Annotated in this window: 26 protein-coding genes; 17 read left to right on the top strand and 9 right to left on the bottom strand. The window is 59.2% G+C overall.

Annotated elements, in window-relative coordinates; genetic code table 11:
* Window positions 1-115: 115 nt before the first annotated feature.
* The 6 genes from serC (at window position 116) to rpsA (ending at window position 8,297) form a co-directional block, all read left to right on the top strand.
* Window positions 116-1,201, top strand: a complete 1,086-nt coding sequence (gene serC / locus PSTU_RS0101780; RefSeq protein ID WP_029404564.1) for a 3-phosphoserine/phosphohydroxythreonine transaminase — start codon at window positions 116-118, stop codon at window positions 1,199-1,201.
* Window positions 1,201-2,298 carry a prephenate dehydratase gene (gene pheA, locus PSTU_RS0101775; RefSeq protein WP_019339335.1) on the top strand — a complete coding sequence of 366 codons (1,098 nt, stop codon included), beginning with the start codon at window positions 1,201-1,203 and terminating at the stop codon, window positions 2,296-2,298. Before serC ends, pheA begins: the two co-directional genes overlap by 1 nt.
* A gap of 104 nt (window positions 2,299-2,402) precedes the next feature.
* A complete protein-coding gene (gene hisC, locus PSTU_RS0101770; protein ID WP_019339334.1) occupies window positions 2,403-3,512 on the top strand; it encodes a histidinol-phosphate transaminase in 1,110 nt (369 codons plus the stop codon).
* A gap of 8 nt (window positions 3,513-3,520) precedes the next feature.
* Complete coding sequence (locus tag PSTU_RS0101765) at window positions 3,521-5,755, top strand: bifunctional prephenate dehydrogenase/3-phosphoshikimate 1-carboxyvinyltransferase (RefSeq protein ID WP_019339333.1); 2,235 nt, start codon at window positions 3,521-3,523, stop codon at window positions 5,753-5,755.
* Window positions 5,752-6,438 carry a (d)CMP kinase gene (cmk, locus tag PSTU_RS0101760; protein WP_019339332.1) on the top strand — a complete coding sequence of 229 codons (687 nt, stop codon included), beginning with the start codon at window positions 5,752-5,754 and terminating at the stop codon, window positions 6,436-6,438. Before PSTU_RS0101765 ends, cmk begins: the two co-directional genes overlap by 4 nt.
* A 173-nt stretch (window positions 6,439-6,611) precedes the next feature.
* Window positions 6,612-8,297, top strand: a complete 1,686-nt coding sequence (rpsA, locus tag PSTU_RS0101755) for a 30S ribosomal protein S1 (protein WP_019339331.1) — start codon at window positions 6,612-6,614, stop codon at window positions 8,295-8,297.
* Between the two features lie 144 nt (window positions 8,298-8,441).
* Here rpsA and PSTU_RS0101750 read toward each other — a convergent pair whose 3' ends face one another.
* Window positions 8,442-8,885: a MarR family winged helix-turn-helix transcriptional regulator gene (locus PSTU_RS0101750; protein ID WP_019339330.1), complete on the bottom strand. Its 444-nt coding sequence runs from the start codon at window positions 8,883-8,885 to the stop codon at window positions 8,442-8,444.
* A 79-nt stretch (window positions 8,886-8,964) separates the two neighbouring features.
* Here PSTU_RS0101750 and PSTU_RS0101745 point away from each other — a divergent pair, with 79 nt between their 5' ends.
* Entirely contained in the window at window positions 8,965-10,131 is a 1,167-nt protein-coding gene (locus tag PSTU_RS0101745) for a PLP-dependent aminotransferase family protein (RefSeq protein WP_019339329.1), read from the top strand.
* Window positions 10,132-10,164: 33 nt separating this feature from the next.
* Window positions 10,165-10,770 carry a glutathione S-transferase family protein gene (locus PSTU_RS0101740; RefSeq protein ID WP_019339328.1) on the top strand — a complete coding sequence of 202 codons (606 nt, stop codon included), beginning with the start codon at window positions 10,165-10,167 and terminating at the stop codon, window positions 10,768-10,770.
* A gap of 111 nt (window positions 10,771-10,881) precedes the next feature.
* Here PSTU_RS0101740 and folE read toward each other — a convergent pair whose 3' ends face one another.
* The 3 genes from folE to PSTU_RS0101720 form a co-directional block, all read right to left on the bottom strand.
* Entirely contained in the window at window positions 10,882-11,427 is a 546-nt protein-coding gene (folE, locus tag PSTU_RS0101735; protein WP_019339327.1) for a GTP cyclohydrolase I FolE, read from the bottom strand.
* A 116-nt stretch (window positions 11,428-11,543) separates the two neighbouring features.
* Window positions 11,544-12,101, bottom strand: coding sequence for a Smr/MutS family protein (locus tag PSTU_RS0101730; RefSeq protein WP_019339326.1), 558 nt, complete (start codon window positions 12,099-12,101; stop codon window positions 11,544-11,546).
* Between the two features lie 638 nt (window positions 12,102-12,739).
* Window positions 12,740-13,333 carry a cysteine hydrolase family protein gene (locus tag PSTU_RS0101720; RefSeq protein ID WP_019339325.1) on the bottom strand — a complete coding sequence of 198 codons (594 nt, stop codon included), beginning with the start codon at window positions 13,331-13,333 and terminating at the stop codon, window positions 12,740-12,742.
* A 190-nt stretch (window positions 13,334-13,523) separates the two neighbouring features.
* Here PSTU_RS0101720 and prmB point away from each other — a divergent pair, with 190 nt between their 5' ends.
* Window positions 13,524-14,444 (top strand): 50S ribosomal protein L3 N(5)-glutamine methyltransferase, encoded by a 921-nt coding sequence (gene prmB, locus PSTU_RS0101715; protein WP_019339324.1) that lies wholly within the window; start codon window positions 13,524-13,526, stop codon window positions 14,442-14,444.
* A 25-nt stretch (window positions 14,445-14,469) separates the two neighbouring features.
* Here the strand turns inward: prmB and PSTU_RS0101710 are convergent, their stop codons facing one another.
* Both PSTU_RS0101710 and PSTU_RS0101705 read right to left on the bottom strand, forming a co-directional pair.
* Window positions 14,470-15,258, bottom strand: coding sequence for a hypothetical protein (locus tag PSTU_RS0101710; RefSeq protein ID WP_029404562.1), 789 nt, complete (start codon window positions 15,256-15,258; stop codon window positions 14,470-14,472).
* Between the two features lie 66 nt (window positions 15,259-15,324).
* Window positions 15,325-16,290: an alpha/beta hydrolase gene (locus PSTU_RS0101705; protein WP_019339322.1), complete on the bottom strand. Its 966-nt coding sequence runs from the start codon at window positions 16,288-16,290 to the stop codon at window positions 15,325-15,327.
* Between the two features lie 150 nt (window positions 16,291-16,440).
* Between PSTU_RS0101705 and aroC the strand changes: the two genes are divergently transcribed.
* From aroC to PSTU_RS0101680, 5 genes are all read left to right on the top strand, one after another.
* A complete protein-coding gene (gene aroC / locus PSTU_RS0101700) occupies window positions 16,441-17,532 on the top strand; it encodes a chorismate synthase (RefSeq protein WP_019339321.1) in 1,092 nt (363 codons plus the stop codon).
* An 83-nt stretch (window positions 17,533-17,615) separates the two neighbouring features.
* Window positions 17,616-18,764 (top strand): MFS transporter, encoded by a 1,149-nt coding sequence (locus PSTU_RS0101695; protein WP_019339320.1) that lies wholly within the window; start codon window positions 17,616-17,618, stop codon window positions 18,762-18,764.
* A 129-nt stretch (window positions 18,765-18,893) separates the two neighbouring features.
* A complete protein-coding gene (locus PSTU_RS0101690; protein WP_019339319.1) occupies window positions 18,894-19,439 on the top strand; it encodes a 1,2-dihydroxy-3-keto-5-methylthiopentene dioxygenase in 546 nt (181 codons plus the stop codon).
* Window positions 19,440-19,660: 221 nt separating this feature from the next.
* Window positions 19,661-19,870 carry a PLD nuclease N-terminal domain-containing protein gene (locus tag PSTU_RS0101685; protein WP_019339318.1) on the top strand — a complete coding sequence of 70 codons (210 nt, stop codon included), beginning with the start codon at window positions 19,661-19,663 and terminating at the stop codon, window positions 19,868-19,870.
* 3 nt (window positions 19,871-19,873) lie between these two features.
* Window positions 19,874-20,065, top strand: a complete 192-nt coding sequence (locus PSTU_RS0101680; RefSeq protein ID WP_019339317.1) for a PLDc N-terminal domain-containing protein — start codon at window positions 19,874-19,876, stop codon at window positions 20,063-20,065.
* A 176-nt stretch (window positions 20,066-20,241) separates the two neighbouring features.
* Here PSTU_RS0101680 and PSTU_RS20275 read toward each other — a convergent pair whose 3' ends face one another.
* Window positions 20,242-21,174: a DNA-3-methyladenine glycosylase family protein gene (locus tag PSTU_RS20275; RefSeq protein ID WP_100206759.1), complete on the bottom strand. Its 933-nt coding sequence runs from the start codon at window positions 21,172-21,174 to the stop codon at window positions 20,242-20,244.
* Window positions 21,175-21,330: 156 nt separating this feature from the next.
* Between PSTU_RS20275 and speE the strand changes: the two genes are divergently transcribed.
* Together speE and PSTU_RS0101665 are read left to right on the top strand one after the other, a co-directional pair.
* Window positions 21,331-22,191, top strand: coding sequence for a polyamine aminopropyltransferase (gene speE / locus PSTU_RS0101670; protein WP_019339315.1), 861 nt, complete (start codon window positions 21,331-21,333; stop codon window positions 22,189-22,191).
* Between the two features lie 373 nt (window positions 22,192-22,564).
* On the top strand, window positions 22,565-22,906 hold the full coding sequence (locus PSTU_RS0101665; protein WP_019339314.1) for a ribonuclease E inhibitor RraB: 342 nt from the start codon (window positions 22,565-22,567) through the stop codon (window positions 22,904-22,906).
* 10 nt (window positions 22,907-22,916) lie between these two features.
* Here PSTU_RS0101665 and PSTU_RS0101660 read toward each other — a convergent pair whose 3' ends face one another.
* A complete protein-coding gene (locus PSTU_RS0101660; RefSeq protein WP_019339313.1) occupies window positions 22,917-23,873 on the bottom strand; it encodes a LysR family transcriptional regulator in 957 nt (318 codons plus the stop codon).
* A 104-nt stretch (window positions 23,874-23,977) separates the two neighbouring features.
* Between PSTU_RS0101660 and PSTU_RS0101655 the strand changes: the two genes are divergently transcribed.
* Window positions 23,978-24,733 (top strand): sulfite exporter TauE/SafE family protein, encoded by a 756-nt coding sequence (locus tag PSTU_RS0101655; RefSeq protein ID WP_019339312.1) that lies wholly within the window; start codon window positions 23,978-23,980, stop codon window positions 24,731-24,733.
* A 21-nt stretch (window positions 24,734-24,754) separates the two neighbouring features.
* On the opposite strand, the gene PSTU_RS0101650 is transcribed toward PSTU_RS0101655, so the two are convergent.
* On the bottom strand, window positions 24,755-26,143 hold the full coding sequence (locus PSTU_RS0101650; protein ID WP_019339311.1) for an MATE family efflux transporter: 1,389 nt from the start codon (window positions 26,141-26,143) through the stop codon (window positions 24,755-24,757).
* Window positions 26,144-26,174: the final 31 nt, after the last annotated feature.

Below are 26,174 nucleotides of genomic sequence, written 5' to 3'. Positions count from 1 at the left end.
CTTCGCCGTCGTTTCGTTGCAGGCCCTGCTGCAGATGAAGGAATGGCAAGCCCTGGACCTGGCCTTAGGCCGCGGACGGAGCGAGCAAGGTATCGACCGTTTTGAGAGAACGAAGATGAGCAAACGCGCCTTTAATTTCTGCGCCGGCCCGGCCGCGCTTCCCGAGGCGGTGCTGCAGCGCGCCCAGGCTGAACTCCTCGATTGGCAAGGCCGCGGCTTGTCCGTGATGGAAATGAGCCATCGCAGCGACGAATACACGGCGATCGCCGAGAAGGCTGAGCAGGATTTACGCGATCTGCTGAGCATTCCCTCTAATTACAAGGTGCTGTTTCTGCAGGGTGGCGCCAGCCAGCAGTTTGCCGAGATCCCGTTGAATCTGCTGCCCGAGGGCGGCGTCGCGGATTACATCGACACGGGCATTTGGTCACGCAAGAGTATTGAAGAGGCCAAGCGTTTCGGCCATATCAATGTCGCTGCCAGCGCCAAGCCTTACGATTACTTTGCGATTCCCGGCCAGAACGAGTGGGCGCTCAGCGACAGTGCGGCCTACCTGCACTACGCCAGCAACGAAACCATTGGCGGTTTGCAGTTCGACTGGATACCGGAGCTTGGCGACACGCCGCTGGTAGTCGACATGTCTTCTGACATCCTCTCGCGTCAGCTGGATGTTTCCCGGTTCGGCCTGATCTATGCGGGCGCGCAGAAGAACATCGGCCCATCGGGCCTGGTGGTAGTGATCGTTCGCGAGGACCTGCTCGGTCGTGCACGCTCCAGCTGCCCGACCATGCTTGATTACAAGGTCGCCGCCGACAACGGCTCCATGTACAACACGCCTGCGACCTTCTCTTGGTATCTCTCCGGCCTAGTATTTGAATGGCTGAAAGAGCAGGGTGGCGTTGAAGCGATGGAGCAGCGCAATCGCGCCAAAAAGGAGCTGCTCTACGGGGTAATCGATTCAAGCGACTTCTATTCCAATCCGATCTCCACTAACGCTCGCTCCTGGATGAATGTGCCGTTCAGGCTGGCCGACGAGCAATTGGACAAAGCATTTCTGGCTGGGGCAGAGGCCCGGGGGTTGCTCAACCTGAAAGGTCATCGCTCGGTCGGCGGCATGCGCGCCTCCATCTACAACGCGGTGGGCCTGGATGCCGTCGAGGCGCTGGTGGCCTATATGCGCGAATTCGAGAAGGAGCGCGGCTGATGAGCGATGTCGACCGGCTGAAGGCGCTGCGCGTACGCATCGACAGTCTCGACGAGAAGATTCTCGAGCTGATCAGCGAGCGCGCCCGTTGTGCTCAGGATGTGGCTCGGGTCAAGACCGCATCACTGGCCGATGGTGAGGAGGCGGTGTTCTATCGCCCCGAGCGCGAAGCCTGGGTGCTCAAGCACATCATGGAGCTGAACAAGGGGCCGCTTGATAACGAGGAGATGGCGCGCCTGTTCCGCGAGATCATGTCGTCCTGCCTGGCCCTGGAACAGCCGCTGCGCGTCGCCTACCTGGGGCCGGAAGGTACCTTTTCCCAGGCGGCAGCCCTTAAGCACTTCGGTCAGGCTGTGATCAGCAAGCCGATGGCAGCGATCGACGAGGTGTTCCGTGAGGTAGTCGCCGGTGCAGTCAATTTCGGCGTGGTGCCGGTGGAAAACTCCACCGAGGGTGCGGTCAACCACACCCTCGACAGTTTTCTAGAGCACGACATCGTTATCTGCGGCGAAGTCGAGTTGCGTATTCATCATCATCTGCTGGTGGGCGAAACGACCAAGACCGACCGGATTACCCGCATTTATTCCCATGCCCAATCGCTGGCGCAGTGCCGCAAGTGGCTGGACGCGCACTATCCGAACGTCGAACGGGTCGCTGTTTCCAGCAATGCCGATGCGGCGAAGCGCGTCAAAAGCGAATGGAACTCCGCAGCGATCGCAGGCGATATGGCGGCGCAGCTTTACGGCTTGACCAAGATTGCCGAGAAGATCGAGGATCGTCCGGACAACTCCACGCGCTTCCTCATCATTGGCAGCCAGGAAGTCCCGCCTACTGGCGATGATAAGACCTCGATCATCGTTTCCATGCGCAACAAGCCGGGCGCGTTGCATGAGTTGCTGATGCCGTTTCATTCCAATGGTATCGATCTCACGCGGATCGAGACCCGTCCTTCTCGCAGCGGTAAATGGACCTACGTTTTCTTCATCGACTGCATTGGCCATCACCAGGACCCGCTAATAAAAGATGTTCTGGAGAAGATCGGCCGCGAAGCCGTCGCGCTGAAGGTGCTGGGTTCCTATCCGAAAGCGGTACTTTAAAAAGCAGCTGGAAGCCGGAAGCTGGAAACTGCAAGCCATGAGCAACGCCGAGTGCTTCAGGTTTCAGGTTCGGGCTCAGGCTTTCAGCTCCAGCGGAGCTGAACATGTCCTGTGATTTCCTCGCCCTGGCTCAGCCAGGTGTGCAAAAGCTGTCGCCTTACGTGCCGGGCAAACCGGTGGATGAATTGGCACGTGAGCTTGATCTCGATCCCGCGACGATCGTCAAACTGGCGAGCAATGAAAATCCCTTGGGTCCGAGCCCTAAAGCCATCGAGGCGATCAGGGCGCAACTCGACGAGCTGACGCGCTACCCCGATGGCAACGGTTTCGTGCTCAAGCAGAAGCTGGCCGAGCGATATGATGTCGGTATCGAACAGGTAACGCTCGGCAATGGTTCTAACGACATTCTCGAGCTGGTCGCGCGCGCCTACCTCGCGCCCGGCCTGAACGCGGTGTTCAGCGAACATGCTTTCGCGGTTTATCCAATTGCGACTCAGGCGGTGGGCGCTCAAGCCAGGGCTGTCCCAGCGCGGCAGTGGGGGCACGATCTCAACGCCATGCTGGCTGCGATCGATGAGAATACCCGCGTCGTGTTCCTTGCCAATCCAAACAATCCCACCGGTACCTGGTTTGGTGCCGATGCGCTCGACAGCTTTTTGAGTCGCGTCCCGGAAAAGGTTCTGGTTGTGCTTGACGAGGCCTACATCGAGTACGCCGAGGGCGGCGAACTGCCCGATGGCATGGCGTTCCTGGCGGCCCATCCCAATCTGCTGGTGTCCCGAACCTTCTCCAAGGCGTATGGGTTGGCGGCGTTGCGTGTGGGTTATTCGGTCTGTTCGGCAGAGATTGCAGGCGTGCTGAACCGAGTGCGTCAGCCGTTCAACGTCAACAGCCTTGCGCTAGCGGCGGCCTGTGCTGCGCTCGATGATCACCGCTTCCTGTGCGAGAGCCGGGCCTGCAACGCAGCCGGTATGCTTCAGCTCGAAGCGGGCTTCAGACAATTGGGGCTGGAGTGGATTCCGTCGAAAGGCAACTTCATTGCAGTGGATATGGGGCGTGATGCGGCACCGGTCAACCAGGCGCTGCTGCGCGACGGTGTGATCGTCCGTCCGGTGGCCGGCTATGGCATGCCGACCTTTCTACGGGTTTCGATCGGTACGCAAGCGGAGAATGCCCGCTTTCTGGTTGCCTTGCGCAAGGCGCTTGGACATTGAGCAGAAACGTGAGGCCACTCCCTGACGGGCCGTTGGTGGAACGACTGGCGGTCATCGGCCTGGGGCTGATTGGCGGGTCTTTCGCCAAGGGCCTGCGTGAGGTCGGCGCGTGCGGCGAGGTGGTCGGGTTCGACCTGGATCCGCGTTCTCGAGAGCTGGCCGTCGAGCTTGGCGTCGTGGATCGCTGTGCTGACAATCTCGAGGAGGCCTGTCGGGGCGCGGACGTGATTCAACTAGCCGTGCCGATTCTGGCGATGGAGCGTTTGCTGGCTGAGCTAGCCACACTTGACCTTGGCGAGGCCGTGTTGACCGATGTCGGCAGTGCGAAGGGCAACGTGGTGCGCCGCAGCCGCGAGCTGTTCGGTGCAATGCCGCCGCGTTTCGTGCCTGGCCATCCGATAGCCGGCTCGGAACAGAGCGGCGTGACGGCTGCCCAAAGCACGCTTTTTCGCCGGCACAAGGTCATCCTGACGCCGCTAGAAGACACCGACCCCGCTGCATTGTCGCTGGTGGATCGGCTGTGGCGCGCATTAGGGGCCGATGTCGAGCACATGGATGTCCAGCATCATGATTCAGTCCTCGCTGCTACCAGTCATCTGCCGCACCTGTTGGCATTCGGTTTGGTGGACTCGCTGGCCAAACGCAACGAGAATCTTGAGATTTTCCGCTATGCGGCGGGCGGGTTTCGCGATTTCACCCGCATCGCGGGCAGCGATCCGGTGATGTGGCATGACATCTTTCTCGCCAATCGCGAGGCGGTGCTGCAGACCCTGGACGATTTTCGTGCCGACCTCGACGCGCTTCGCGCCGCGGTCGATGAAGGAGACGGGCGTACCATGTTGGGCGTGTTCACGCGCGCCAAGGCTGCCCGCGAACATTTCAGCAAAATACTGGCTCGCAGAGCCTATGTGGACGTTATGCATTCCAAAGACCTTATCTTCCTCGCCAACCCGGGCGGTAGCCTCAGCGGCCAACTTCGTGTACCCGGCGACAAGTCCATTTCCCACCGTTCGATCATGCTCGGCTCGCTCGCCGAAGGCACTACCGAAGTGGAGGGGTTTCTCGAAGGCGAGGATGCCCTGGCAACCATCCAGGCATTTCGCGACATGGGCGTGGTCATCGAAGGGCCGAATCAGGGGCGCGTTACCGTCCATGGCGTTGGCCTGCACGGCCTGAAGCCGCCACCAGGCCCGATCTACCTCGGCAATTCCGGTACCTCGATGCGCCTGCTGTCCGGGCTGCTGGCTGCTCAGTCCTTCGATACCACTCTGACGGGGGACGCTTCGCTGTCCAAGCGACCGATGAATCGCGTGGCCAAGCCTTTGCGCGACATGGGGGCAGTGATCGAGACAGCGGCCGAAGGGCGCCCGCCGCTGACCATTCGCGGCGGCCAGACACTGTCCGGCATGCATTACGAAATGCCGATGGCCAGCGCCCAGGTTAAATCCTGTCTGCTCCTGGCCGGCCTTTATGCCGCAGAAAAAACGTCGGTTACCGAACCGGCACCAACCAGGGATCATACCGAGCGGATGCTGCAAGGCTTCGGCTACCCGGTGAAGGTCGAAGGCAGCACCGCCACGGTCGAACCCGGCCACACGCTGAGCTCGACGCAGATCGAAGTGCCCGCCGATATCTCTTCCTCTGCGTTTTTCATGGTTGCCGCCAGCATCGCGCCGGGCTCTGACATTATGCTCGAGCACGTCGGGGTCAACCCAACTCGGACCGGTGTTATCGACATCCTTCAACTGATGGGGGCCGATATCCAGCTGACCAATCTGCGTGAGGTAGGCGGTGAGCCGGTTGCGGATATCCGGGTGCGCGCCGCTCAACTCCGGGGCATCGATATACCTGAAGACCTCGTCCCGCTCGCAATCGACGAATTCCCGGTGCTATTCGTCGCGGCGGCCTGCGCTGAAGGGCGGACGACATTGCGCGGCGCCGAGGAACTGCGGGTCAAGGAGTCCGATCGTATCCAGGTGATGGCCGATGGTCTGCAAACACTTGGGGTGAAGGCCGAGCCGACCCCTGACGGGATTATCATTGAGGGCGGTGCAGCCTTTGGTGGCGGCGAGGTCTGGGCCCACGGCGATCATCGCATCGCGATGTCCTTTAGTGTCGCTGCGCTCCGAGCCAGTGCGCCGATCCGCATCCACGATTGCGCCAACGTGGCTACATCGTTCCCAAACTTTCTTGCACTGGCCGAGCGGGCTGGGATGCGTGTAGGTGTGGAGGGTAATTCATGATCAGCCAGGTCCCGGTCATAACCATTGACGGCCCGAGCGGCTCCGGCAAGGGCACAGTTGCGGCGCTGCTGGCGGCCAGGCTGGGATGGAATTTTCTCGATTCCGGTGCACTTTACCGTTTGCTTGCCTTCGCTGCGCGCAACCATGGTGTCGACCTAACCAACGAGGAATCGCTCAAGGTTCTGGCCGCTCATCTGGATGTGCAATTCGGTGCGGATAAAAGCGGTCATGGAATGCGGATCGTACTTGAAGGTGAGGAGGTCACCCAGGCGATTCGTAACGAACAGGTTGGCGCCGGGGCTTCGCAGGTCGCGGCGTTGCCTGCTGTGCGCGAGGCGCTGTTGCAGCGTCAAAAGGCGTTCCGCGAACCGCCTGGACTTGTTGCTGATGGCCGAGACATGGGGACCGTGGTTTTTCCTGACGCGCCCTTGAAGATATTCCTCACCGCCAGTGCGGAGGAAAGGGCGCGCCGACGCTTCCTGCAGTTGAAGGCCAAGGGTGATGATGTTAATCTCGCGAGTCTTCTCGATGAGATACGGGCGCGTGATGAGCGTGATACCCAGCGTGAAGTGGCTCCGCTGAAGCCGGCAGACGATGCCGTACAGCTGGATTCGACCGAGCTATCCATCGAGCAGGTGCTAGGACAGATTCTGAGCGAAGTCGCCAAACGCGATTTCGCCTGAAGAGCGACCGCCGAGAGGCGGCCTGACGGTCTCTCGATTTCGAGGGCCGTTAACAAGGAGGCATGTGGGAGACCAGAGCTAGTCCCGCAGGCCTTTTTTTATATGAATGAACCCACGTTATCTGGGATGTGGAGATTGGGCGGATCGTCGCCCGAAAAACAGCAGGAATACACATGAGCGAAAGCTTTGCAGAACTTTTTGAAGAAAGCCTAAAAACCCTCGACATGCAGCCGGGTGCGATCATCACCGGCATCGTGGTCGACATCGACGGTGACTGGGTCACTGTTCATGCCGGTCTGAAGTCCGAGGGCGTCATCCCGGTCGAGCAGTTCTACAACGAGCAGGGCGAGCTGACCATCAGCGTGGGTGACGAAGTTCACGTTGCGCTGGACGCGGTTGAAGATGGCTTCGGTGAAACCAAGCTGTCCCGCGAAAAAGCCAAGCGTGCCGAGTGCTGGATTGTTCTGGAAGCGGCTTTCGCAGCTGAGGAAGTGGTCAAGGGCGTTATCAACGGTAAGGTTAAAGGCGGCTTCACTGTCGACGTTAACGGCATCCGTGCGTTCCTGCCAGGTTCCCTGGTTGATGTCCGTCCAGTGCGTGATACCACTCACCTGGAAGGCAAAGAACTCGAGTTCAAGGTCATCAAGCTGGACCAGAAGCGCAACAACGTTGTGGTTTCACGTCGTAGCGTCCTGGAAGCCGAGAACAGCGCCGAGCGCGAAGCGCTGCTGGAATCGCTTCAGGAAGGCCAGCAGGTCAAGGGTATCGTCAAGAATCTCACCGACTACGGCGCATTCGTCGACCTGGGTGGCGTGGACGGCCTGCTGCACATCACCGATATGGCCTGGAAGCGCATCAAGCATCCTTCCGAGATCGTCAATGTTGGCGACGAGATCGACGTCAAGGTGCTGAAGTTCGACCGCGAGCGCAACCGCGTCTCCTTGGGTCTGAAGCAACTGGGCGAAGATCCATGGGTTGCCATCAAGGCCCGTTACCCGGAGAACACTCGCGTAATGGCGCGTGTTACCAACCTCACCGACTACGGCTGCTTCGCCGAGCTGGAAGAGGGCGTTGAAGGTCTGGTACACGTTTCCGAAATGGATTGGACCAACAAGAACATCCACCCGTCGAAGGTCGTACAGGTCGGCGACGAAGTGGAAGTCATGGTTCTGGACATCGACGAAGAGCGTCGTCGTATCTCCCTGGGCATCAAGCAGTGCAAGTCCAACCCGTGGGAAGACTTCTCTGGCCAGTTCAACAAGGGCGACCGCATCTCCGGCACCATCAAGTCGATCACCGATTTCGGTATCTTCATTGGTCTGGACGGCGGCATCGACGGTCTGGTTCATCTGTCCGACATCTCCTGGAACGAAGCTGGCGAAGAAGCCGTACGTCGCTTTAAGAAGGGCGACGAGCTGGACACCGTCATCCTGTCGGTCGATCCGGAGCGCGAGCGCATCTCCCTGGGTATCAAGCAGCTGGAAGACGATCCGTTCTCCAACTACGCCGCCGTCAATGACAAGGGCAGCATCGTTCGTGGCACCGTGAAAGAAGTTGACGCCAAAGGCGCCATCATCGATCTGGGCAACGACATCGAAGCGACCCTGAAAGCGTCCGAAATCAGCCGTGACCGCGTTGAAGATGCGCGCAACGTGCTGAAGGAAGGCGAAGAAGTCGAAGCCAAGATCATCAGCATCGACCGCAAGAGCCGCGTTATCAGCCTCTCCATCAAGTCGAAAGACGTTGAGGACGAGAAGGACGCGATGAAGGAACTGCGTACCAAGCAGGACGTAGAACCAGCTGCCGGCCCGACCACCATCGGTGATCTGATCCGCGCGCAAATGGAAAACCAGAACTAAGTTCTGTAATCCAGTTGAAAAAGGGCGACTTCGGTCGCCCTTTTTTGTGCCCGTGTCCCGTCCTGAATAAGGTTTACACCTTCGCCTTAATTTCATCGGAGAAAGCTTGTGGCAGAAGGTGCGCGACATCATCAGAGAGGCTGATTAGTCTCGAGCAGCACCGCCTGCCAGCGCCTGGTTCACCTCTAGCCAACCGGCTACTGCTTCCTCTCCCGCTTGCTTGAATGCCCGTTCGAGGAGGCGTACCTGCTCCCGCCTAAGTGCCTGCTCCAGCTTGGCGCCTTCGGCTGTGAAGCGCAGCATGCGCTTGCGCTTGTCGTCATCGGCCGTCCTGCTTTCTACCAAGTGCATTTCGATCAGCTGTCGTAACGGTATATTCAATGCCTGCTTGCTGACCCCAAGATAGCCGAGTAGCTCCTTGACGCTGAGGTCTGGATAGCCTGCGATGAAAAACAGGATCCTGTGATGCACCCGGGACAGTCCGCGTCGAGCAAGCATCTCGTCCGGCCTAGCCGTAAAGGCCTGATAGCCGAGAAAGAAGCTCTCCATGATCTGGCGCTGAATTGTGCTTTTTTTTAGGTCAGGCATATTGACGTATTCACGATCGGAGGCGTAATTTCGGTCAAGTAGTTTGACTTATATTTCTTATCCCTGCATCTGGTGTCCCATGGCTTTCTCCGAACGCGTCGACCGCCTGAAAAGCTCGCTGATCCGTGAAATTCTTGCCGCTGCGCAGCGCCCGGAGGTGATGTCGTTTGCCGGAGGACTGCCGGCTGAATCGATGTTGCCGAAGCTCGATTGGGCACAGATGCCGGCGAGCATGGGTCAGTACGGCATGAGCGAAGGCGAGCCTGCATTGCGTGAAGCCATCGCCGCGGAAGCGCGTGCGCTCGGCATCGCCTGTTCTGCCAGCCAGGTGTTGATTGTCAGCGGCTCCCAGCAAACCCTGGACCTGGCGTCCAAGCTATTCATTGACCGCGGCACCGAAGTGCTGCTTGAGGCGCCGACTTACCTGGCTGCGCTACAGGTATTTCAGTTGTTCGGTGCCGATTGCCTGGCTGTACCGCAGGAAGCCGATGGACCATCGTTGGTCGCGCTGCGCCAGCGGCTGGAGCAGCACAAACCTGCCTTTGCCTACCTGATCCCGACGTTCCAGAATCCCTCGGCGGTTCGCTATAGCGAAGAAAAGCGCGACGCGGTAGCGGCGCTCCTCGATGAGTTCAATGTGACTCTGATTGAAGATGAGCCCTATCGCGAGCTGGTCTTCGACGACGGCAACGCTCGGCCCATCGTCAGTCGCATGCGTAAGGCAAGTTGGATATATACCGGGACGGTTTCCAAGACACTGCTACCGGGGCTGCGTGTTGGCTATCTGATAGCAACGCCAGACCTGTTTCCTTATCTCTTACGTCTGAAGCAGTCAGCCGACCTGCATACCAATCGCGTCGGTCAATGGCAGGCGCTGCAGTGGCTCGGCAGCGATCAATATCGGTTGCATCTGGCTGAGCTGCGTAGTTTCTACCGGCTGCGCCGTGATGCGATGCAGGCCGCGCTGACCGAGCATTTCGCCGATCTTGCCGATTGGCTGATTCCGCAGGGTGGACTGTTTTTCTGGCTGCAGCTGAAACAACCGATCGACACCCGAACGCTGCTCGATTCCGCACTGGCGCAAGACGTGGTGTTCATGCCTGGCGAGCCATTCTTCGTCGACCCCGTGCAAAATCTCGGATATCTGCGACTCAACTTCAGTCATGTTGCGCCAGAGCGCCTTGATGAAGGTCTCCGCCGCCTGGCGTGTGTGATCCGCGAGGCGCTGTTGGTCGAAGCGGCATAGTTCAGGTGCGGTGGTGCACCGCTGGAGGCAAAGATGACATACAAGGTGTACGGCGACCTACGGTCCGGCAATTGCTACAAGGTGAAGCTGATGCTGCACTTGCTGGGCCGAGCGTATGAGTGGATTCCCGTGGATATCCTGCGCGGTGAAAGCCGCGAACCTGCGTTTCTGAAAAAGAATCCCAACGGCAAGATACCGGTCCTCGAACTGCAAGACGGAACCTGTCTATGGGAATCGAATGCGATTCTCAACTTCCTTGCCGATGGAAGTGAGTTTTTGCCAACCGATGCTCGGTTGCGGACTCAAGTCTTGCAGTGGCAATTCTTTGAGCAGTACAGCCATGAACCCTTCATTGCTGTCGCGCGCTTCATCAAGGTCTATCTGGGATTGCCCGATGATCGCCTTGATGAATATGCGGCCAAGCAGTTGGACGGCCATCACGCACTCGATGTAATGGAGCAACAACTGCTACGCACGCCATATCTGGTCGGCGAGCACTACTCGATTGCTGATGTCGCACTCTATGCGTATACCCATGTAGCTGGGGAGGGTGGCTTCAGCCTGGAGCGGTACCCCGCCATCAATGCCTGGCTACAGCGTGTGGCTGGTCATCCACGCCATGTCGGGATGTTTGAATAAAGCAAAGACGAAAAGCGGCTGAGTGGCTGGAGGTCGGACGAAAAAGCAGCAGCAATAGCATCGCAGGCACCTGGAATGCACATGCTGCTCGCCTCTCGCCTCTCGCCCTTTTTATCTGACTAGACCGAGAAATTCGCCACGGGTAGCTGCATTTTCGCGGAATTGCCCAAGCATGACCGAAGTGACCATCGAAGAGTTCTGCTTCTCGACGCCGCGCATCATCATGCACATGTGCTGCGCTTCGATGACGACCGCCACGCCCCAGGCGCCGGTAACCGTCTGAATCGCCTCGGCGATTTCTCGTGTGAGGTTTTCTTGAATCTGCAGGCGGCGGGCGTACATGTCGACGATCCGGGCGACTTTCGACAGGCCGAGCACTTTACCGTTTGGCAAATAGGCGACATGGGCCTTGCCGATAAAGGGCAGCATATGGTGTTCGCACAACGAGTAGAGTTCGATGTTCTTCACCAGCACCATTTCGCTGTTGTCGGAGCTGAACAGCGCACCGTTGGTGACTTCTTCCAGTGTTTGCTGGTAGCCCTTGCACAGGTACTGCATGGCCTTGGCAGCGCGTTTGGGCGTATCGAGCAGGCCCTCACGGTTGACGTCCTCACCCAGCTGGCTGAGGATTTCGGTGTAATGTGTTTCCAGAGACATTTGACTACCTGTCAGGCTTGCAAATAAGCGCGAGTGCGAAGGTTAGGGGCTCGACGGCTGGGCTGCAAGCAGTACGGGTCGCGGTGAGGCTGGTCGAGGGAGACAGCGGCGCCGGGTTACTCGTCGCGACCTTCGAGCATGGTTCGCTTGAGGATCACATACACCGCGCCGGTTCCGCCATGTCTCGGTACGCAAGAGGCGAAGCCCAACACCTGAGGGTGCTGGCGTAACCAGGTATTGACGTGGCTTTTGATCAGCGGACGCTTGCCGTCTTTTCGCGCGGCCTTGCCATGGGTCACGCGCGCGCAGCGAACCTCAAGCCTGCACGCTTCGGCGAGAAAATCCCAAAGCAACTCGCGGGCTTTCTCGACGCTTAGCCCATGCAAGTCCAGGCTGCCCTCGAACGGAATTTGGCCGGCTTTGAGCTTGCGCATCTGACTCTCCTGGACGCCATCGCGCACCCAGTACAGTTCATCTTCAGCCGCTACATCAATTACAAACTGGTCTGAAAGCCCGTCGATCCGGGTTTCGCCGGCGCTGATCGAGGCATTGGCACGCAGCGTGGCGATCTGCGCTCTGTTGCCGCGTGGTTTGCCAGTCTCAGCCCGATCATGCTCAATCGGCTTGACGCCACGCACAGCTGATCTGAACAGGGAAAAATCATCTTCTTGCATGAGGCCTCCGCATTAGCCGGCCATGTTATCGCAAAGCTTCTGTCATGAGCCGCTTCCCTTCTCCGCCGCGGTAGGGGAGGGAGGTCTTTGCACTTCAACGTCTTTTTTTCAGACGCGGCGACAGGCTCAACCCGCTCGGTCCCTGCATGCGTCGACGAGCTCGGTATCGGATGAATGCTCCAAGCAGCAGCAGAACCACGCCTAACGTCGTTAGTGTCACTGCGGCTTCTTTATCCAAGGACATGCTGGCAAAGAGTTCAATACCGCTAAACAGTGACGCAACGCCAGTGGCGGTGATAAGCACGCCAGAGATGGTCAGTAGCAGACCGAGTGCTGCGCCAAGGCGCGATCCCCAGCTTCGATGTTGGCGAGGGCGAAGGCGGCGAGCATCGAATCCATCGGTTCGTTTCATTCCGGTTAGCTCCTCAAAAACGGCTGTCTGGCCGTTACAAACATAGGCGAGGCTGGCAAGGCGAAAGCAGCCGAAGAAGCGGAGTCCAGCTGTACTGCATGATCATTCTGCAATTCTTAAACGACCCGCTTGCCAAGGCAGGTCGTATCACAAACTGCCTGTCCAGCCTGGTACGTCCGGCCAGTCTATTCAGTGTCAGCGAAACGCTTTTCGGTTGGGCTGTGGGTTACACCAATGCGCTGGCATCAGCCACGCAAACCGCGAAGTTGTCAGCGAGGATGGTCATCTCCATCCGGTGCACCTCTGCGGCTGCGATGGTCCCGTCACCCATGGGTAAATCGCGGGTGGCACAGGCGTTGTCAACGAGCGTGCAGCGATACCCATAGTCCTTCGCCGCACGCACAGTCGTGCTCACGCTTGAGTGGGTCATGAATCCGCAAACAATAAGGTCGAGGCGACCATGCTGCTGCAGCAGTTCGTGTAGTTCGGTGCCGGCAAATGCGTTGGGCAGCGTCTTGCCAATTACGGTTTCGCCTGGAAGCGGCGCTGCTTCCGGCATGATCTGGCCGCGCAAGCCCTGTGGGTCGAACAGTCCGCCTGGAATGCCCAGGTGGTGGACATGCACGATGGGCGCACCGGCCGTACGGGCTGCTGTCACCAATTTGCTGATCTGCTCAAGCGCCGAACCCAGATTCGGTAATGCCAGTGTCCCTGTCCGGTACTCTTCCTGAACGTCGATGACGACAAGGGTCGCATTGGCCAGAGTTGCCGGTGCATAACTGCGGCCACTGAGCTGAAGCATGGTCTGTGGCTTGGACATGACTGACTCCTTGTTCTGAGAGGGGCATGATTGTGGCGCCAGTCGCGCGAGATGTGAACAGCCAATAGATGATGAATTGGTCATATAGATCGGTGTTCTGGGCGTTATGCCACCACAGTAACCCTTCAAAGCCCGCCAAACGAGGGTCCCTATAAGCTAGACTTTCGCCCCCTTTTAGAGGAGATGCCCCGTGACTGCTTCGCCTTCCCGTCTGCGTACCTTGCGTGATCATATTCGCTGGGCTGTCAGCCGCTTCCATGCCGAACACCTGTTTTTCGGCCACGGCACGGACAACGCTTGGGATGAGGCGCGTCAACTAGTACTCGGCGCCCTGTGCTTGCCGTGGGAAATGGCCGACAGCTATCTCGATTGCCGGCTCGAAGACGATGAGCGCGAGCACTTGCAGGCTTTGCTGCGCAGACGGATCGAACAACGCGTACCGACCGCCTATCTGCTTGGGCAGGCTTGGTTCTGCGGGCTGCCATTCATCGTCAATGACAACGTGTTGATTCCGCGCTCGCCGATCGGGCAGTTGATCGAGCGGCGCTTCGAACCTTGGTTGGCGAATGAGCCGGCACGAATTCTAGACCTGTGTACCGGCTCCGGTTGCATCGGCATTGCCTGTGCCTATGAATTCCTCGACGCCGAAGTGCTGCTGGCTGACCTGTCTTTCGAAGCGCTCGAAGTCGCCAACTGCAATATCGAACAGCATGGTCTGGAGGATCGGGTCTACACCGTACACAGCGACGGATTCGATGGTTTACCTAAGCAGCGCTTCGACCTGATCGTTTCCAATCCGCCCTATGTCGACGCCGAAGACTTCGCCGATATGCCCGCCGAGTTCCATCATGAGCCGGCGCTGGGATTGGCCTGCGGCGACGATGGACTCGATCTTGTACGGAGAATGTTGGCGGAAGCGGCAGACCATCTGACGGAGACCGGTACTCTCGTCGTCGAGGTCGGCAACAGCCAGGTGCATGTCGAAGCGCTTTATCCGGAAGTCGACTTTACCTGGCTCGAATTTACTGAGGGCGGGCATGGCGTATTTCTGCTCTCCGCGAGTCAGTGCCGGGACCATCAGGCGCTGTTCCGCGAGCGGCTTGTACGGTAGAAGGTGGCCGAACGGGTCAGCAGCGTCAGCGGGTTGCGATCCAGATCAGCAACCCGGCCTGAAACAGTGAGAACACGATGAGGCAGGCGATGGTGAAGCGGAGAGTGCCGTCCTCGCGGCGCAGCTTGTTCAGGCGCTCATGAGTATCGCGGATCCGATTTTCCTGTTCGAGTAGATTGCGGTCAGCCTGCTCGAGCATCGCTGCGGCATCTTGCAACTCGATAATTTGCACCTTTTCGGTATTCCAGTCAGGCCGTAGTGCACTGACCCTGGGTGCGCTATAGGTTGCCTTGAGTTGTTGAGGTTCGGCGTACAGGACGTCAAACCCCTGACTCAGCAGGCAATGGTCGCGCCGCAAACGAGCGTCTTCGCCGGTTACATCCTTGACTGGCAGGGCACCGCCCTCTACCAGATAGTGCGCCCACCGCTTCTGAGCCCACAGCACGCCCTGCGCCAGCAGAAAACGCCCGAGGCCGCGGTTTGCCGGTTCCACCCGCAGGCCGGAATCAGGTCCGAAGCGCAGCTCCTTGGCGCGATGGTCCGCCCATATCTCCAACACATTGTGTTGCTTCGCGGTCAGTTGGCCCGGTTGACGTACAAAAAGCTTTAACAAGCTCTGTTGTTGCGTGTGCCGCTCGACTTGAGCCAACTCTACGAACCTAAGCGGGCGCGCCCCTGTGTCGCGATCAGTCGGCAGTGGGGACAGGCGAAGCAGTCGGAAACGATCCGGCGCCAGCTCGACCCAGGGGTGCGGCTGTGGCGAAGCGGGCGCCTGGCCCTCGTTGTCATTGGTTGCGGTTGGGCTGTCGGTCATCTCGGTGTCCATGGGCCTGAGCGGTAGACGTTGCAGCAGGCAAGGAGCGTATCGGCCGAAGAGCGATTAGCTGGAGGGTGGCAATATGCCATGCACCTGCAGGAACGTCGTGATCTGCTCCGGCAGTTCATTAGCGATAGGCAATTCAGGTTGGTTGTAAGTGCCGGTCTGCGCCGCGCGCTCCGGCGGCGTGATGCGCAACACGTGCCCCATGCCGTTGATCAGCGCCAGCTCGGCATCTGCTCTGGCCCGTTTCAATGCGTGCGCATCTTCGCGGTTGACCTGGATGTCATGGGTGCCCTGAACAATCAAGGCAGGTGCTCTGGTATTGGCAAATGCAGCGGCAGGATCTTTCTGGAACAGAGAGATCAGGTAGGGTTGAACGCTCAAGCGAAAAAGCACCTGCAGCGGGTCAGGCACCTGTCGGTGGATTCTTCCGGCGTTCAGTTCATCGATCAGGTAGTTCGCGCTTGCCAGAAGCGCCGGTGGCAGACGGCCCTGCAACTGCTCTCGCAGCAGTGTATCGATGGGGCGGCCGCTGCCTGCGAGGCTGATCAACGCGGCAGGTTTCGTGGCCGGCTCGGCCAGGCTGGCAATCAACGCGCCTTCGCTATGGCCAATCAGCACGAGCGCTGAAAACCGTGGATCGGCTTGTAACAATCGTGACCAGGCCACTGCATCGTCCACATAGTCTTCGACCTTCAACTGGCTTTCGTCCGGTGCTACCGGTTGGCTTTGGCCGACTCCACGCTTGTCGTAGCGCACACTGGCGATGCCGCGTTTGGCCAATGCTTGTGCCAGCCGCTTGAGGCTGTCGTTGTGACCCAGAGGGTTGTTACCGTTGCGGTCGGTCGGCCCCGATCCGGCTATCAACAACGCAACCGGCAAGGATGCGTCGGTCTTTGGCAATAGCAGGCTGCCATAAAGACGGCCGCCGGAAACCTGCACGGTCATCCGCTGATTCAGCAGCGTCTGGGCGTGGACAAAGGATGGGAGCATGACAAAAAACGCGAGCAGTAGAAGGAAGCGCATAGGCAAAAAACATCGGCGAAACGAGTCGGATACGTAGCGAGCCCGCGAGCGAGCGGGGTCGCAGTATGCGCCGCCTCCTCAGGCAGCGAAACCTGCAGCGGCTCGGGTATACTTCCGCCCCCTCTTAAGGTCTATTGCGGAGCGCCCTGCATGTCCGGCAATACATACGGCAAGCTGTTCACCGTCACCACCGCTGGCGAAAGCCATGGACCGGCACTGGTCGCGATCGTCGACGGCTGTCCGCCAGGCTTGGAGCTAAGTGCCGCTGACCTGCAGCACGACCTCGACCGACGCAAGCCTGGCACCAGCCGGCACACCACTCAACGCCAGGAGGCCGACGAGGTCGAGATTCTTTCTGGCGTGTTCGAAGGGCGGACCACCGGTTGCCCGATCGGTCTGTTGATCCGCAACACCGATCAGAAATCCAAGGATTACTCGGCCATCAAGGACCAGTTCCGTCCCGCTCATGCCGACTACAGCTATCACCATAAATATGGCCTGCGTGATTATCGTGGAGGTGGTCGCAGCTCAGCACGCGAAACAGCCATGCGCGTCGCAGCCGGTGCCATCGCCAAGAAATACCTGGCGACACTCGGCATTCAGGTGCGCGGCTACATGAGTCAGTTGGGCCCGATCGAAATCCCTTTCAAGACCTGGGACAGCGTGGAGCAGAACGCTTTTTTCAGCCCAGACCCGGATAAGGTCCCGGAACTGGAGGCTTACATGGATCAGTTGCGTCGTGATCAGGATTCGGTTGGCGCGAAGATCAGTGTCGTCGCTGAAGGCGTTCCGCCGGGGCTTGGGGAGCCGATTTTCGACCGTCTCGATGCTGAGCTGGCACATGCCCTGATGAGCATCAACGCAGTGAAAGGCGTGGAGATCGGCGCCGGCTTTGCCAGTGTGGCCCAGCGCGGTACCGAGCACCGTGACGAAATGACGCCAGACGGCTTCCTGTCGAACCATGCAGGTGGTGTTCTGGGAGGCATTTCGTCCGGCCAGCCGATCATCGCGCATCTGGCGCTCAAGCCTACGTCGAGCATCACCACGCCAGGACGCTCCATTGACGTTGACGGCAATCCGGTTGAGGTCATCACCAAGGGTCGCCATGATCCATGCGTAGGTATCCGAGCCACGCCCATCGCCGAAGCGATGATGGCCATCGTTTTGCTGGACCATCTGCTGCGTCATCGCGGGCAGAACGCCGATGTGCTGGTGGGTACGCCGGTGTTGGGGCAGCTCTGAGCCTGCCGCTGGAGGCCTGAAGCCCAAGAGCGAGCCGAGTGCTCGCTCTGGCGTCATGTTTTCCAACTGCTGGCTTGTTGCTTATGGCGGCTTCCATTCCCTACTGGCGTTTGTCCGGGTTCTATTTCTTCTACTTTGCGCTGCTCGGTTCGGCGGCGCCGTTTCTCGGTCTCTATTTCGACCACCTCGGCTTTTCTGCCGAGCGCATTGGCGAGCTGGTCGCGATTCCCATGCTGATGCGTTGTCTGGCGCCGAACCTGTGGGGTTGGCTGGGCGATGTCACAGGTCGACGTCTGGCGATTGTTAGGATTGGCGCGCTCTGTACCCTGATTTCGTTCAGCTTGATCTTCTACAGCAAGAGTTACGCATGGCTGGCGCTGGTGATGGCGCTGCATGCGTTCTTCTGGCATGCAGTGTTACCGCAGTTCGAGGTGATCACTCTGGCCCACTTGGGGGCGCAAACCGCTCGCTACAGCCAGATCCGCCTGTGGGGAAGCATTGGTTTTATCGCCGCTGTGGTGGGGCTTGGCGCGCTGTTCGAACATCTGAGTCTCGATATTTACCCAATAGCGGTTCTGACAATCATGATCGGGATCGTGATGAGCAGCGCTTGGGTGCCCAATGCGGCGCCGGCGGAGCATCCTGAGCTGGACGGGCAGGGTGGCTTTTTTCGCCAGCTCTGCCGTCCGGGTGTATTGGCGTTCTTCGTATGCGTCGGCCTGATGCAAGTCAGCCATGGCCCGTACTACACTTTTTTCACCATTCATCTCGAAGCGCTCGGCTATGGCCGAGGCACCATCGGTCTGCTTTGGGCGCTGGGCGTTGTGGCAGAAATCCTGATCTTTCTGGTGATGGCACGGCTGTTGGCGCGCTTTTCGTTGCGCCAGGTTCTCGCCGCGAGCTTCGTGCTGGCTGCGCTACGCTGGCTGCTGCTGGGTACGCTGGCCGATCATCTGGGGGTGCTGCTGATTGCGCAGCTGATGCACGCGGCGACCTTTGGCAGTTTTCACGCAGCGGCCATTCATTTCGTCCAGCGCAGTTTCGGCCATCGCCAGCAAGGGCAGGGGCAAGCGCTCTACGCGACCCTTGCAGGCGTTGGCGGTGCGCTGGGTGCGCTGTACTCCGGTTACAGTTGGGCCAGTCTCGGCCCCCTTTGGACCTTTGCTATTGCTAGCCTGGCCGCGCTGGTTGCGGCCGTTATCATCGCCATTCCAAACAGGAACCCGGCATGACGGCTATCCGTGGATGCCTGGTCCAAACCATTATCGATGCAGAGCATGTAGCCGGATTCATTTTTACGTCCCACCTGACCGTACATTCCTGACAACCCCGGGGTAGCCATCCCGACCGGAGAGAACAGCATGAGCATCCTTAGCGTCTATCAGGACACTGCGCCCGAGCAGCCACTTAAAGTGCTCACGCACCTAGAGGACATTGCCGCCATCCTGGCCGACGTCGGCGTGGGTCTGGAGCGCTGGGATGCCAGCGCCCCCATTAGCGCGGGTGCAAGTTCAGAGGAAGTAATTGCTGCCTACCGTCCGCAGATCGATCGGCTGATGAGCGAGCGCGGCTACGTTACGGTCGACGTCATCAGCCAGACCAGCAACCACCCGCAGAAGGCAGAAATTCGCGCCAAGTTCCTTCAAGAACACCAGCATGCCGAGGATGAGGTGCGTTTCTTTGTTGCCGGCCGCGGGCTGTTCACGCTGCATATTGGGGACATGGTCTATGCCGTGCTGTGCGAGAAAAACGACCTGATCTCGATACCCGCCGGAACCCGACACTGGTTCGACATGGGCGAGCACCCGCACTTTATCGCCATACGCCTGTTCAACAACCCCGCAGGATGGGTCGCAGAGTACACCGGCGAAGACATCGCTAGCCGCTTCCCGCAACTGGACGACTGAGCGTGTCGGTCAAGGCCATTCTCATTGACATCGAAAGGACCATCACCGCGGTGAGTTCGTGTGGCGGGCGGCGACCTGGCGCCACGCGAGATTTTCTTTCCTCTGTGGTGGGAAAGTTGAATGCCGCGCATCAGGCTTGCATGCACACTGTTGGTGGGTACTGAACCCTCAAACCCGCCTGGCATCCTAATTACGAACTCACTGTAATTTGGAGTCTTGCCATGACCGATGCCTTCGGCGGTATTTTCGGCCTGCTTATCCTGGCGTTGGATATCTGGGCCATCGTCAGTGTGGTGCGTAGCGATAGCAGCACTGGCAAAAAGGCAATGTGGGTGCTGTTGATCGTCATCCTCCCAGTATTGGGCCTGATCATCTGGGGCATCATGGGGCCGCGTGGCAACCGACCGGATGAGCGCAACCTGAGGCCCTGACGCGTGGAAGCCTGGAGTACGCTGCTGGCATTGACGGTGTTGGTGGGCGATGTGGTAGCCATTGTGCAAATCTGGCGAAGTCGTATCGAGGTTGGCCGCAAGATCATCTGGAGTCTTGTCGTCGTCCTGTTGCCAGTCGTCGGGCTGATCATGTGGTTCGTTGCCGCCGGGCATTTAGCCAAAGTCAGGTTGTAGATGCGCGTTGTGATCGAGTGCCGTTTCGGCACGGCGGTGCGTGGAGCTTCAACGAAACGCTTGAGTTGCGCTGCGTCAGGCCGAGCTGTTCGGCTCCTGCGTGACGACTCAGTACGCGCAACAGGGCGATCCGACGGGCTTCGTGTGGAGCACTTCACGGCTACCGCGATCACTGATCAGCGCCCCGTCTCTGTTACTGGTGAGGCTTTCACCGACTTGGCTTGCCCTGAGGCCGCCGTATAGCTCTCCCAAATATGCACAGCGGCGTAGGCCCGCAAGGGTCGCCAGGCTTGCGACCGGGCGAGCAACTCTTTGGCTGTGATTCCAGCGCTTCCCCATACGGGCGATTTCAGCAGGCCAAGGTCTGCGGCTGGAAAGGCGTCTTTCTCCCCGAATCCCCTCAATGCAATGTATTCAGCGGTCCATGGGCCAATACCAGGAAGCAGGCATAGTTGGCTGACCAGTGCGTTTGCACCGTCATCGACACGTAACTCAAGCGCACCGTTAGCCACCGCAGCGGACAGTTGTTGCAGTGCCGCCACTCGCTTGCCTGGCATGCCGATGTTTTCCAGTGCCGCGTTGGCTAGTGTTTGTGGGCTGGGAAACAGCGTGGTCAACGCCTCATCTCGATCGGCAATCAGGCAAGGCCATTCATCGCCAAGCCGCTCCACCAGGCGGCGGGTAATGGTCACGGCCGCCTTGACGGTAACCTGTTGGCCGACGATGGCTCGCACGGCTTGTTCGAACGGATCGAAGGCGCTGGGCAGGCGCAATCCTGGGTTCGCAGCGACCAGTGGCTCGAGCTGTGGGTCGCCTGCAAAATGTCGCGTTATGGCTGCTGGGTCGCTATCAAGATCAAACATCTTTCGAACACGTACCGCCAACGCCGCGGCGTGTTTTGCCATCGAATCGCTGATGCTCAGCTCAAGAGCAGGTTGTGCCGACAACGGTCGTATGCTGAGCCATCCGACATCGTCCCCGATGCGTACTGTGCGGCTGTAACGCTCAGGTTCCAACGCCTCGACACCGGGGAGCAGGCGCAGGGCAAAGTGCTGATGAAACTGGGACCAGCTCCATGGAGCGATGTAGCGAAGATGGATTGAGATCATCGTTTGACGATAGCCAGCACTGATGGGGCTGTCTTCACCAAACGTGCTTTCAAAGCGATATGTTCCACCTGCCATAAGACCAAAGTAGAATGCGCCTCTTTGTCACTGGGCCGCCTGTGAGGCCTGTCTGTTAAGCCATCCATCCAGGAGACACCCATGAGCGACTATCAGGAAACTCTCTACGAGGGATACGGCCAGCGCTTCAGCATTGACAAGATGCTGCACGACGAGCGCACCGAGCATCAGCACCTGGTTATCTTCGAGAACGCCCGTATGGGGCGTGTGATGGCACTCGATGGAGTCATCCAGACCACCGAGGCAGACGAATTCATCTATCACGAGATGCTCGCGCATGTACCAATCCTGGCTCATGGCCTGGCGCGGCGGGTGCTGATTATCGGCGGTGGGGATGGCGGCATGCTGCGTGAGGTGGCCAAGCACCGGGATGTCGAGAGTATCACCATGGTCGAATTCGACGGCTCCCTGGTGGACTTGTGCAAGGAGTTTTTGCCGGAGCACTCCAAGGGAGCGTTCGATGATTCCCGGTTGAATCTGGTGATCGATGACGGGATGCACTTCGTGGCGACCACCGACGAGAAGTTCGACGTGATCATCTGCGACTCGACCCATCCCGTTGGGCAACGCGAGGCTCTGTTCTCGGAAAGTTTCTATCAGGCGTGCCGTCGCTGCCTCAACGAGGGCGGCATTCTGGTTACGCAGAACGGCACGCCATTCATGCAGTTGGCTGAGGTGCAGGCCACCGCCAAGGGGATGGCGGGCCTGTTTCCTGACTGGCATTTCTACCAGGCTGCGGTACCTGCCTATATCGGTGGCGCCATGACGTTCGCCTGGGGTGCCTGCGATGTAGATAGCCGCAAGCTGTCGCTGGAAACCCTGTCTCAGCGTTTCGCTGGCAGTGGAATCGTGACCCGTTATTACAACCCGCACATCCATATCGGCGCGTTCGCGCTGCCACAGTACGTGTTGCAGGCTATCAGCAAGCCTAGCAACGACTGAATCAATCCGGGCACTGCGCAGTTTTTTTGCAGCGCCCTGATTGGCTCCGCTCAGGCCAGCCGTAATCGCGTGGTTTCAGTCTCCCGTTGCGGACGCGGTTTATACGTCGTATGTTCCAGTGGCAGCCTATGTCACGGCGGTCACTTGTGGCATAGGCCGCTAAATCGTGCCTTTTATGACGTTACGGTGAGGGCCGTCCAACCGTTGGATCGAACTCCCAGCCATTACCGAGGCCTATTGGAAACACCGCACGGTTTCTCTTCCCGATCAACCAGGCAACTCGCGACCGGCGCTGCCCGGCCGTTGCGCAACGAGGTAGACAAGGGCTTTCCATTCCTGAAATCGTCATCCATGAGTGAGAGGAGGTTGTTTTATGAGTGCCACCTTCCATGAGGATGTAAGCAGCAATGTACTTCTGAGGATGAAGGAGGGCGGTTTCGACTTTGCCCGCGTTCATCCAATCGAGTTCTACGCTGTGTTTCCCGATCGTGAACGTGCCAGTGCCGCGGCCAGTAATTTCCGTGGCGAGTGCGTCAATACACAAATAGCTCCCCGCGACGATGGCGCCTGGGATCTCCAGGTCAGCAAAGTCATGTACGCCACTTTCGATGGCATCGGCGACTTCGAGCAGGACCTGGAGAACCTGGTCGAGCCGCTAGGTGGTGTGCTGGATGGGTGGGGCGTGACCCAGGAGCTTTCCGGGTGCGCTGTCTGACGTAGCTGCCTCAAGCAAAGGCAAGTCCGCTTTGCAGTGCCTGGTCCCATGGCGGGACCGGGCCGAAGCGACCCTTCAAGAACTCCAGCAATAATCGACTGCGTGAATCGGCTTCGCGGGTCAGGCGCAAGGCATAAATCCCGCTAGGTTCAGGTTCTGGCAGACCATGCTCACAGAACAGCGGCAGCAGATCGCCACGCAGTAACTGGTCGCTGATCAACCAGGTTGGTAGATGGGCGATTCCCAATCCCGCCAACGTAGCGGTAAGCAACGCCTCTGCGTTGTTTGCCACCATACGAAGACGCTTCGGCCTTAGCAGCTGTCGTTTGCCTTCATGCTCGAATCGCCATGCATGAGGTGGCGCCAGCGCGTCCCAATCGAGCCCGTCATGTGTCGGCAGTTCCGCCACCGTTTGCGGTACGCCTCGCCGTTGCAGGTAGGTTGGGCTTGCACAAACGATGCGCATCATCGGCGCCAAAGGCGTGGCAACGAGGCGCGTGTCGGCAAGCGGGCCGATACGTAGCACCAGATCGACCTCTCCCAGATGGTCTCCTTGCATATCGATAAAGCTGTCGATCAGGCGCAGTTGGATATCCACGCCAGGGTAAGCCTGCAAAAAATCGGCAAGAGCCGGGGCCAGGTGCCTGCGCCCGAAAGGTGCTGGAGCATCAATGCGGATGCGGCCTTCCGGTGCGCTTTGTAGCGAAGTCATCTCGGCCCGTGCCAGCTGCAATTCCTGAACGATACGTCTGGCGCGCTCGGCAAACGCCTGCCCGGCGGCTGTTGGCTTGATCGCATGACTGCTGCGACTGACAAGTTGGCATCCAAGCGAACGCTCCAACGCGTCCACGCGTCGCGAAACAGACGAGGGCGCGAGTGCATGCAGGCGACCCGCCGCAGAAAAGCTGCCCGTATCGATTACATCGAGGAAAAGCTTGAATTGATCGGTGAGCGCGGTGGCATCCATGGGTATTTGCTTCGCTTTGCAGATTACGCAAAGCCATTGTGCATTCTCGTGCATATGCCTGCCAGAGCACGCTGGGTAGCATTGCGGCTTTCATAGGAGGCGTCATGGACCTGGTCGGCTTCGTTTTGAATGTGCTGTTGGGTTTGACGCTGGGGGCGTTGGGTGGCCTGTTTGGCATAGGCGGAGGGCTGATAGCGATTCCGGTATTGGGTGTGCTGTTCGATCTGGATCAACAGGTCGCTCAGGGCACCGCCTTGGTCATGGTTGTGCCAAACGTGCTGCTGGCCATCTGGCGCTACCACCAACGCAATCGCATCGACGTGCGCCATGCGGCAGCGTTGGGCATTACCAGTTTCTGCTTCGCCATTGCCGGCGCCGCATTCGCCGTATCGCTGGATGCTGAGCGCATGCGCATCGCTTTTGTTGGTTTTCTCGTCGCTTTGGCTGTCCACACCTTGTCACGGGTATTCTTTCGGCCGCCATCCGGTGGCGCCGAATTGCGCCATCCCTGGCCGTGGTTAGGCGTGCTGGGCGCTGGCGCCGGCGGGCTGGGCGGCTTGTTTGGCGTGGGGGGTGCAGTGCTTGCCACGCCGATACTCACAGCGGTATTCGGAACATCACAGGTTGTGGCGCAAGGCCTTTCACTGTCATTGGCTGCGCCAAGCACCGCCGTTACGCTGGTCACTTACGCCACCCATGGCCAGGTGGATTGGATGCTGGGATTACCGCTTGCGATAGGCGGATTGATCAGCATCAGTCTCGGCGTGAAGTTGGCGCATGCGCTCCCGGAGCGGATGTTGCGTCTGCTCTTCAGCGGCTTCCTGCTGCTGAGTGCTGCCATGCTGGCCCTGGAGGTCTGAACAACCTGTACCAGCTAATCGTCAGGCTGTCGCCTGGTTTGGTTCTCGACGAATTTCGCGACGGGCGCTGCGCATCAGGCGAATGGTCAGCAGTAACGCGGCGCAGCTCAGGCCTGCGATCAGGCCCTGCCAGAGCCCGGCCGGCCCGCTGGGTTCGCCGAATCTATCGGTAAGGCCGAGCAGGTAACCCACCGGCAGGCCAATGCCCCAGTAGGCGAAAAGCGTGAATATCATCGTCATGCGTGTGTCCTGGTAGCCCCGCAATGCGCCTGCTGCGGTCACCTGCACCACGTCCGAGAACTGAAACAGCGCGGCATAGAAGAACAAGCTGGCAGCCACGGCAATCACGGCCGGGTCTGTCGTATAGATGCGTGCGATCTGCTCGCTGAACAACAGCATGCCACCCGCCGAGAAGCAGGCGTAGACCAGGCTCGATAGGACTCCCAAGCCGGCAACGAAGCGCGCGTCACGCGGTGCGCCTCGCCCCAGCGCCTGGCCGATGCGGATGGTGATGGCCATGCCCAATGACAGCGGAATCATGAAGATCAGCGAGGTGAAATTCAGCGCGATCTGATGCCCCGCCACCACGGTCGCGCCGAGGCCGCCGATCAGAAGCGCGATGACCGAAAAGATGCTGGCCTCGGCAAACACTGCAATGCCAATTGGTACACCGACCGATAGCAAGCGGCTCAGCGCTGACCATTCCGGCCACTCGAAATGGCTAAACAACAGGCTTGGCTGGTAATACTCGGCGCGGCGCACCCAGAACAGCATTGCCAGCAGCATGAAAACCATGACCACGGCAGTTGCCCAGCCACAGCCGACGCCACCCATGGCGGGCAGACCCAACTTGCCGTAGATAAAGATGTAGTTGAGCGGAATGTTCAGCATCAGCGCAAGAATGCCGACCACCATGCTGGGCCGGGTGTGGCCGAGCCCATCGCTGTAACACCGCAGTACTTGATACAGGGCAACTGCGGGGAAGCCACAGGCGACTGCACGCAAATAGGCCATGGTCGGGTCAATCAGCGCCGGTTCGACTTCCATCAGATGCAGCAGTGGTTCGGCGTTCCACATCAGCAACGCGAACAGCGACCCTACACCAAGTCCCATCCACAGGGCCTGGCGAACCAGCGGCCCAATTCGTTCGTGCTGGTCGCGGCCGAAGTGCTGAGCGACGTTGGGAGTGGTCGCCAGCACGACCCCTGTTACAAGAAGAAATACCGGCACCCAGATCGAGTTGCCCAAGGCTACTGCAGCGAGGTCTTCCGGACTGACGCGGCCGGCCATCAGGGTGTCGACAAAGCCCATGGCGGTGTTTGCCAGTTGAGCAACCATCATTGGAAGGGCGAGGGCGAAGAGGGTGCGCAGTTCGACGCGAACCCGTCTGAGTTTCAACTCAGTGGGCATTGCAGATATCCGGATTGTATACACAAGCCGC

The sequence above is a fragment of the Stutzerimonas stutzeri SDM-LAC genome, assembly GCF_000235745.1.
In the GTDB taxonomy this organism is placed as follows: domain Bacteria; phylum Pseudomonadota; class Gammaproteobacteria; order Pseudomonadales; family Pseudomonadaceae; genus Stutzerimonas; species Stutzerimonas stutzeri_H.
This window is presented reverse-complemented; position numbering and strand designations above follow the sequence as displayed.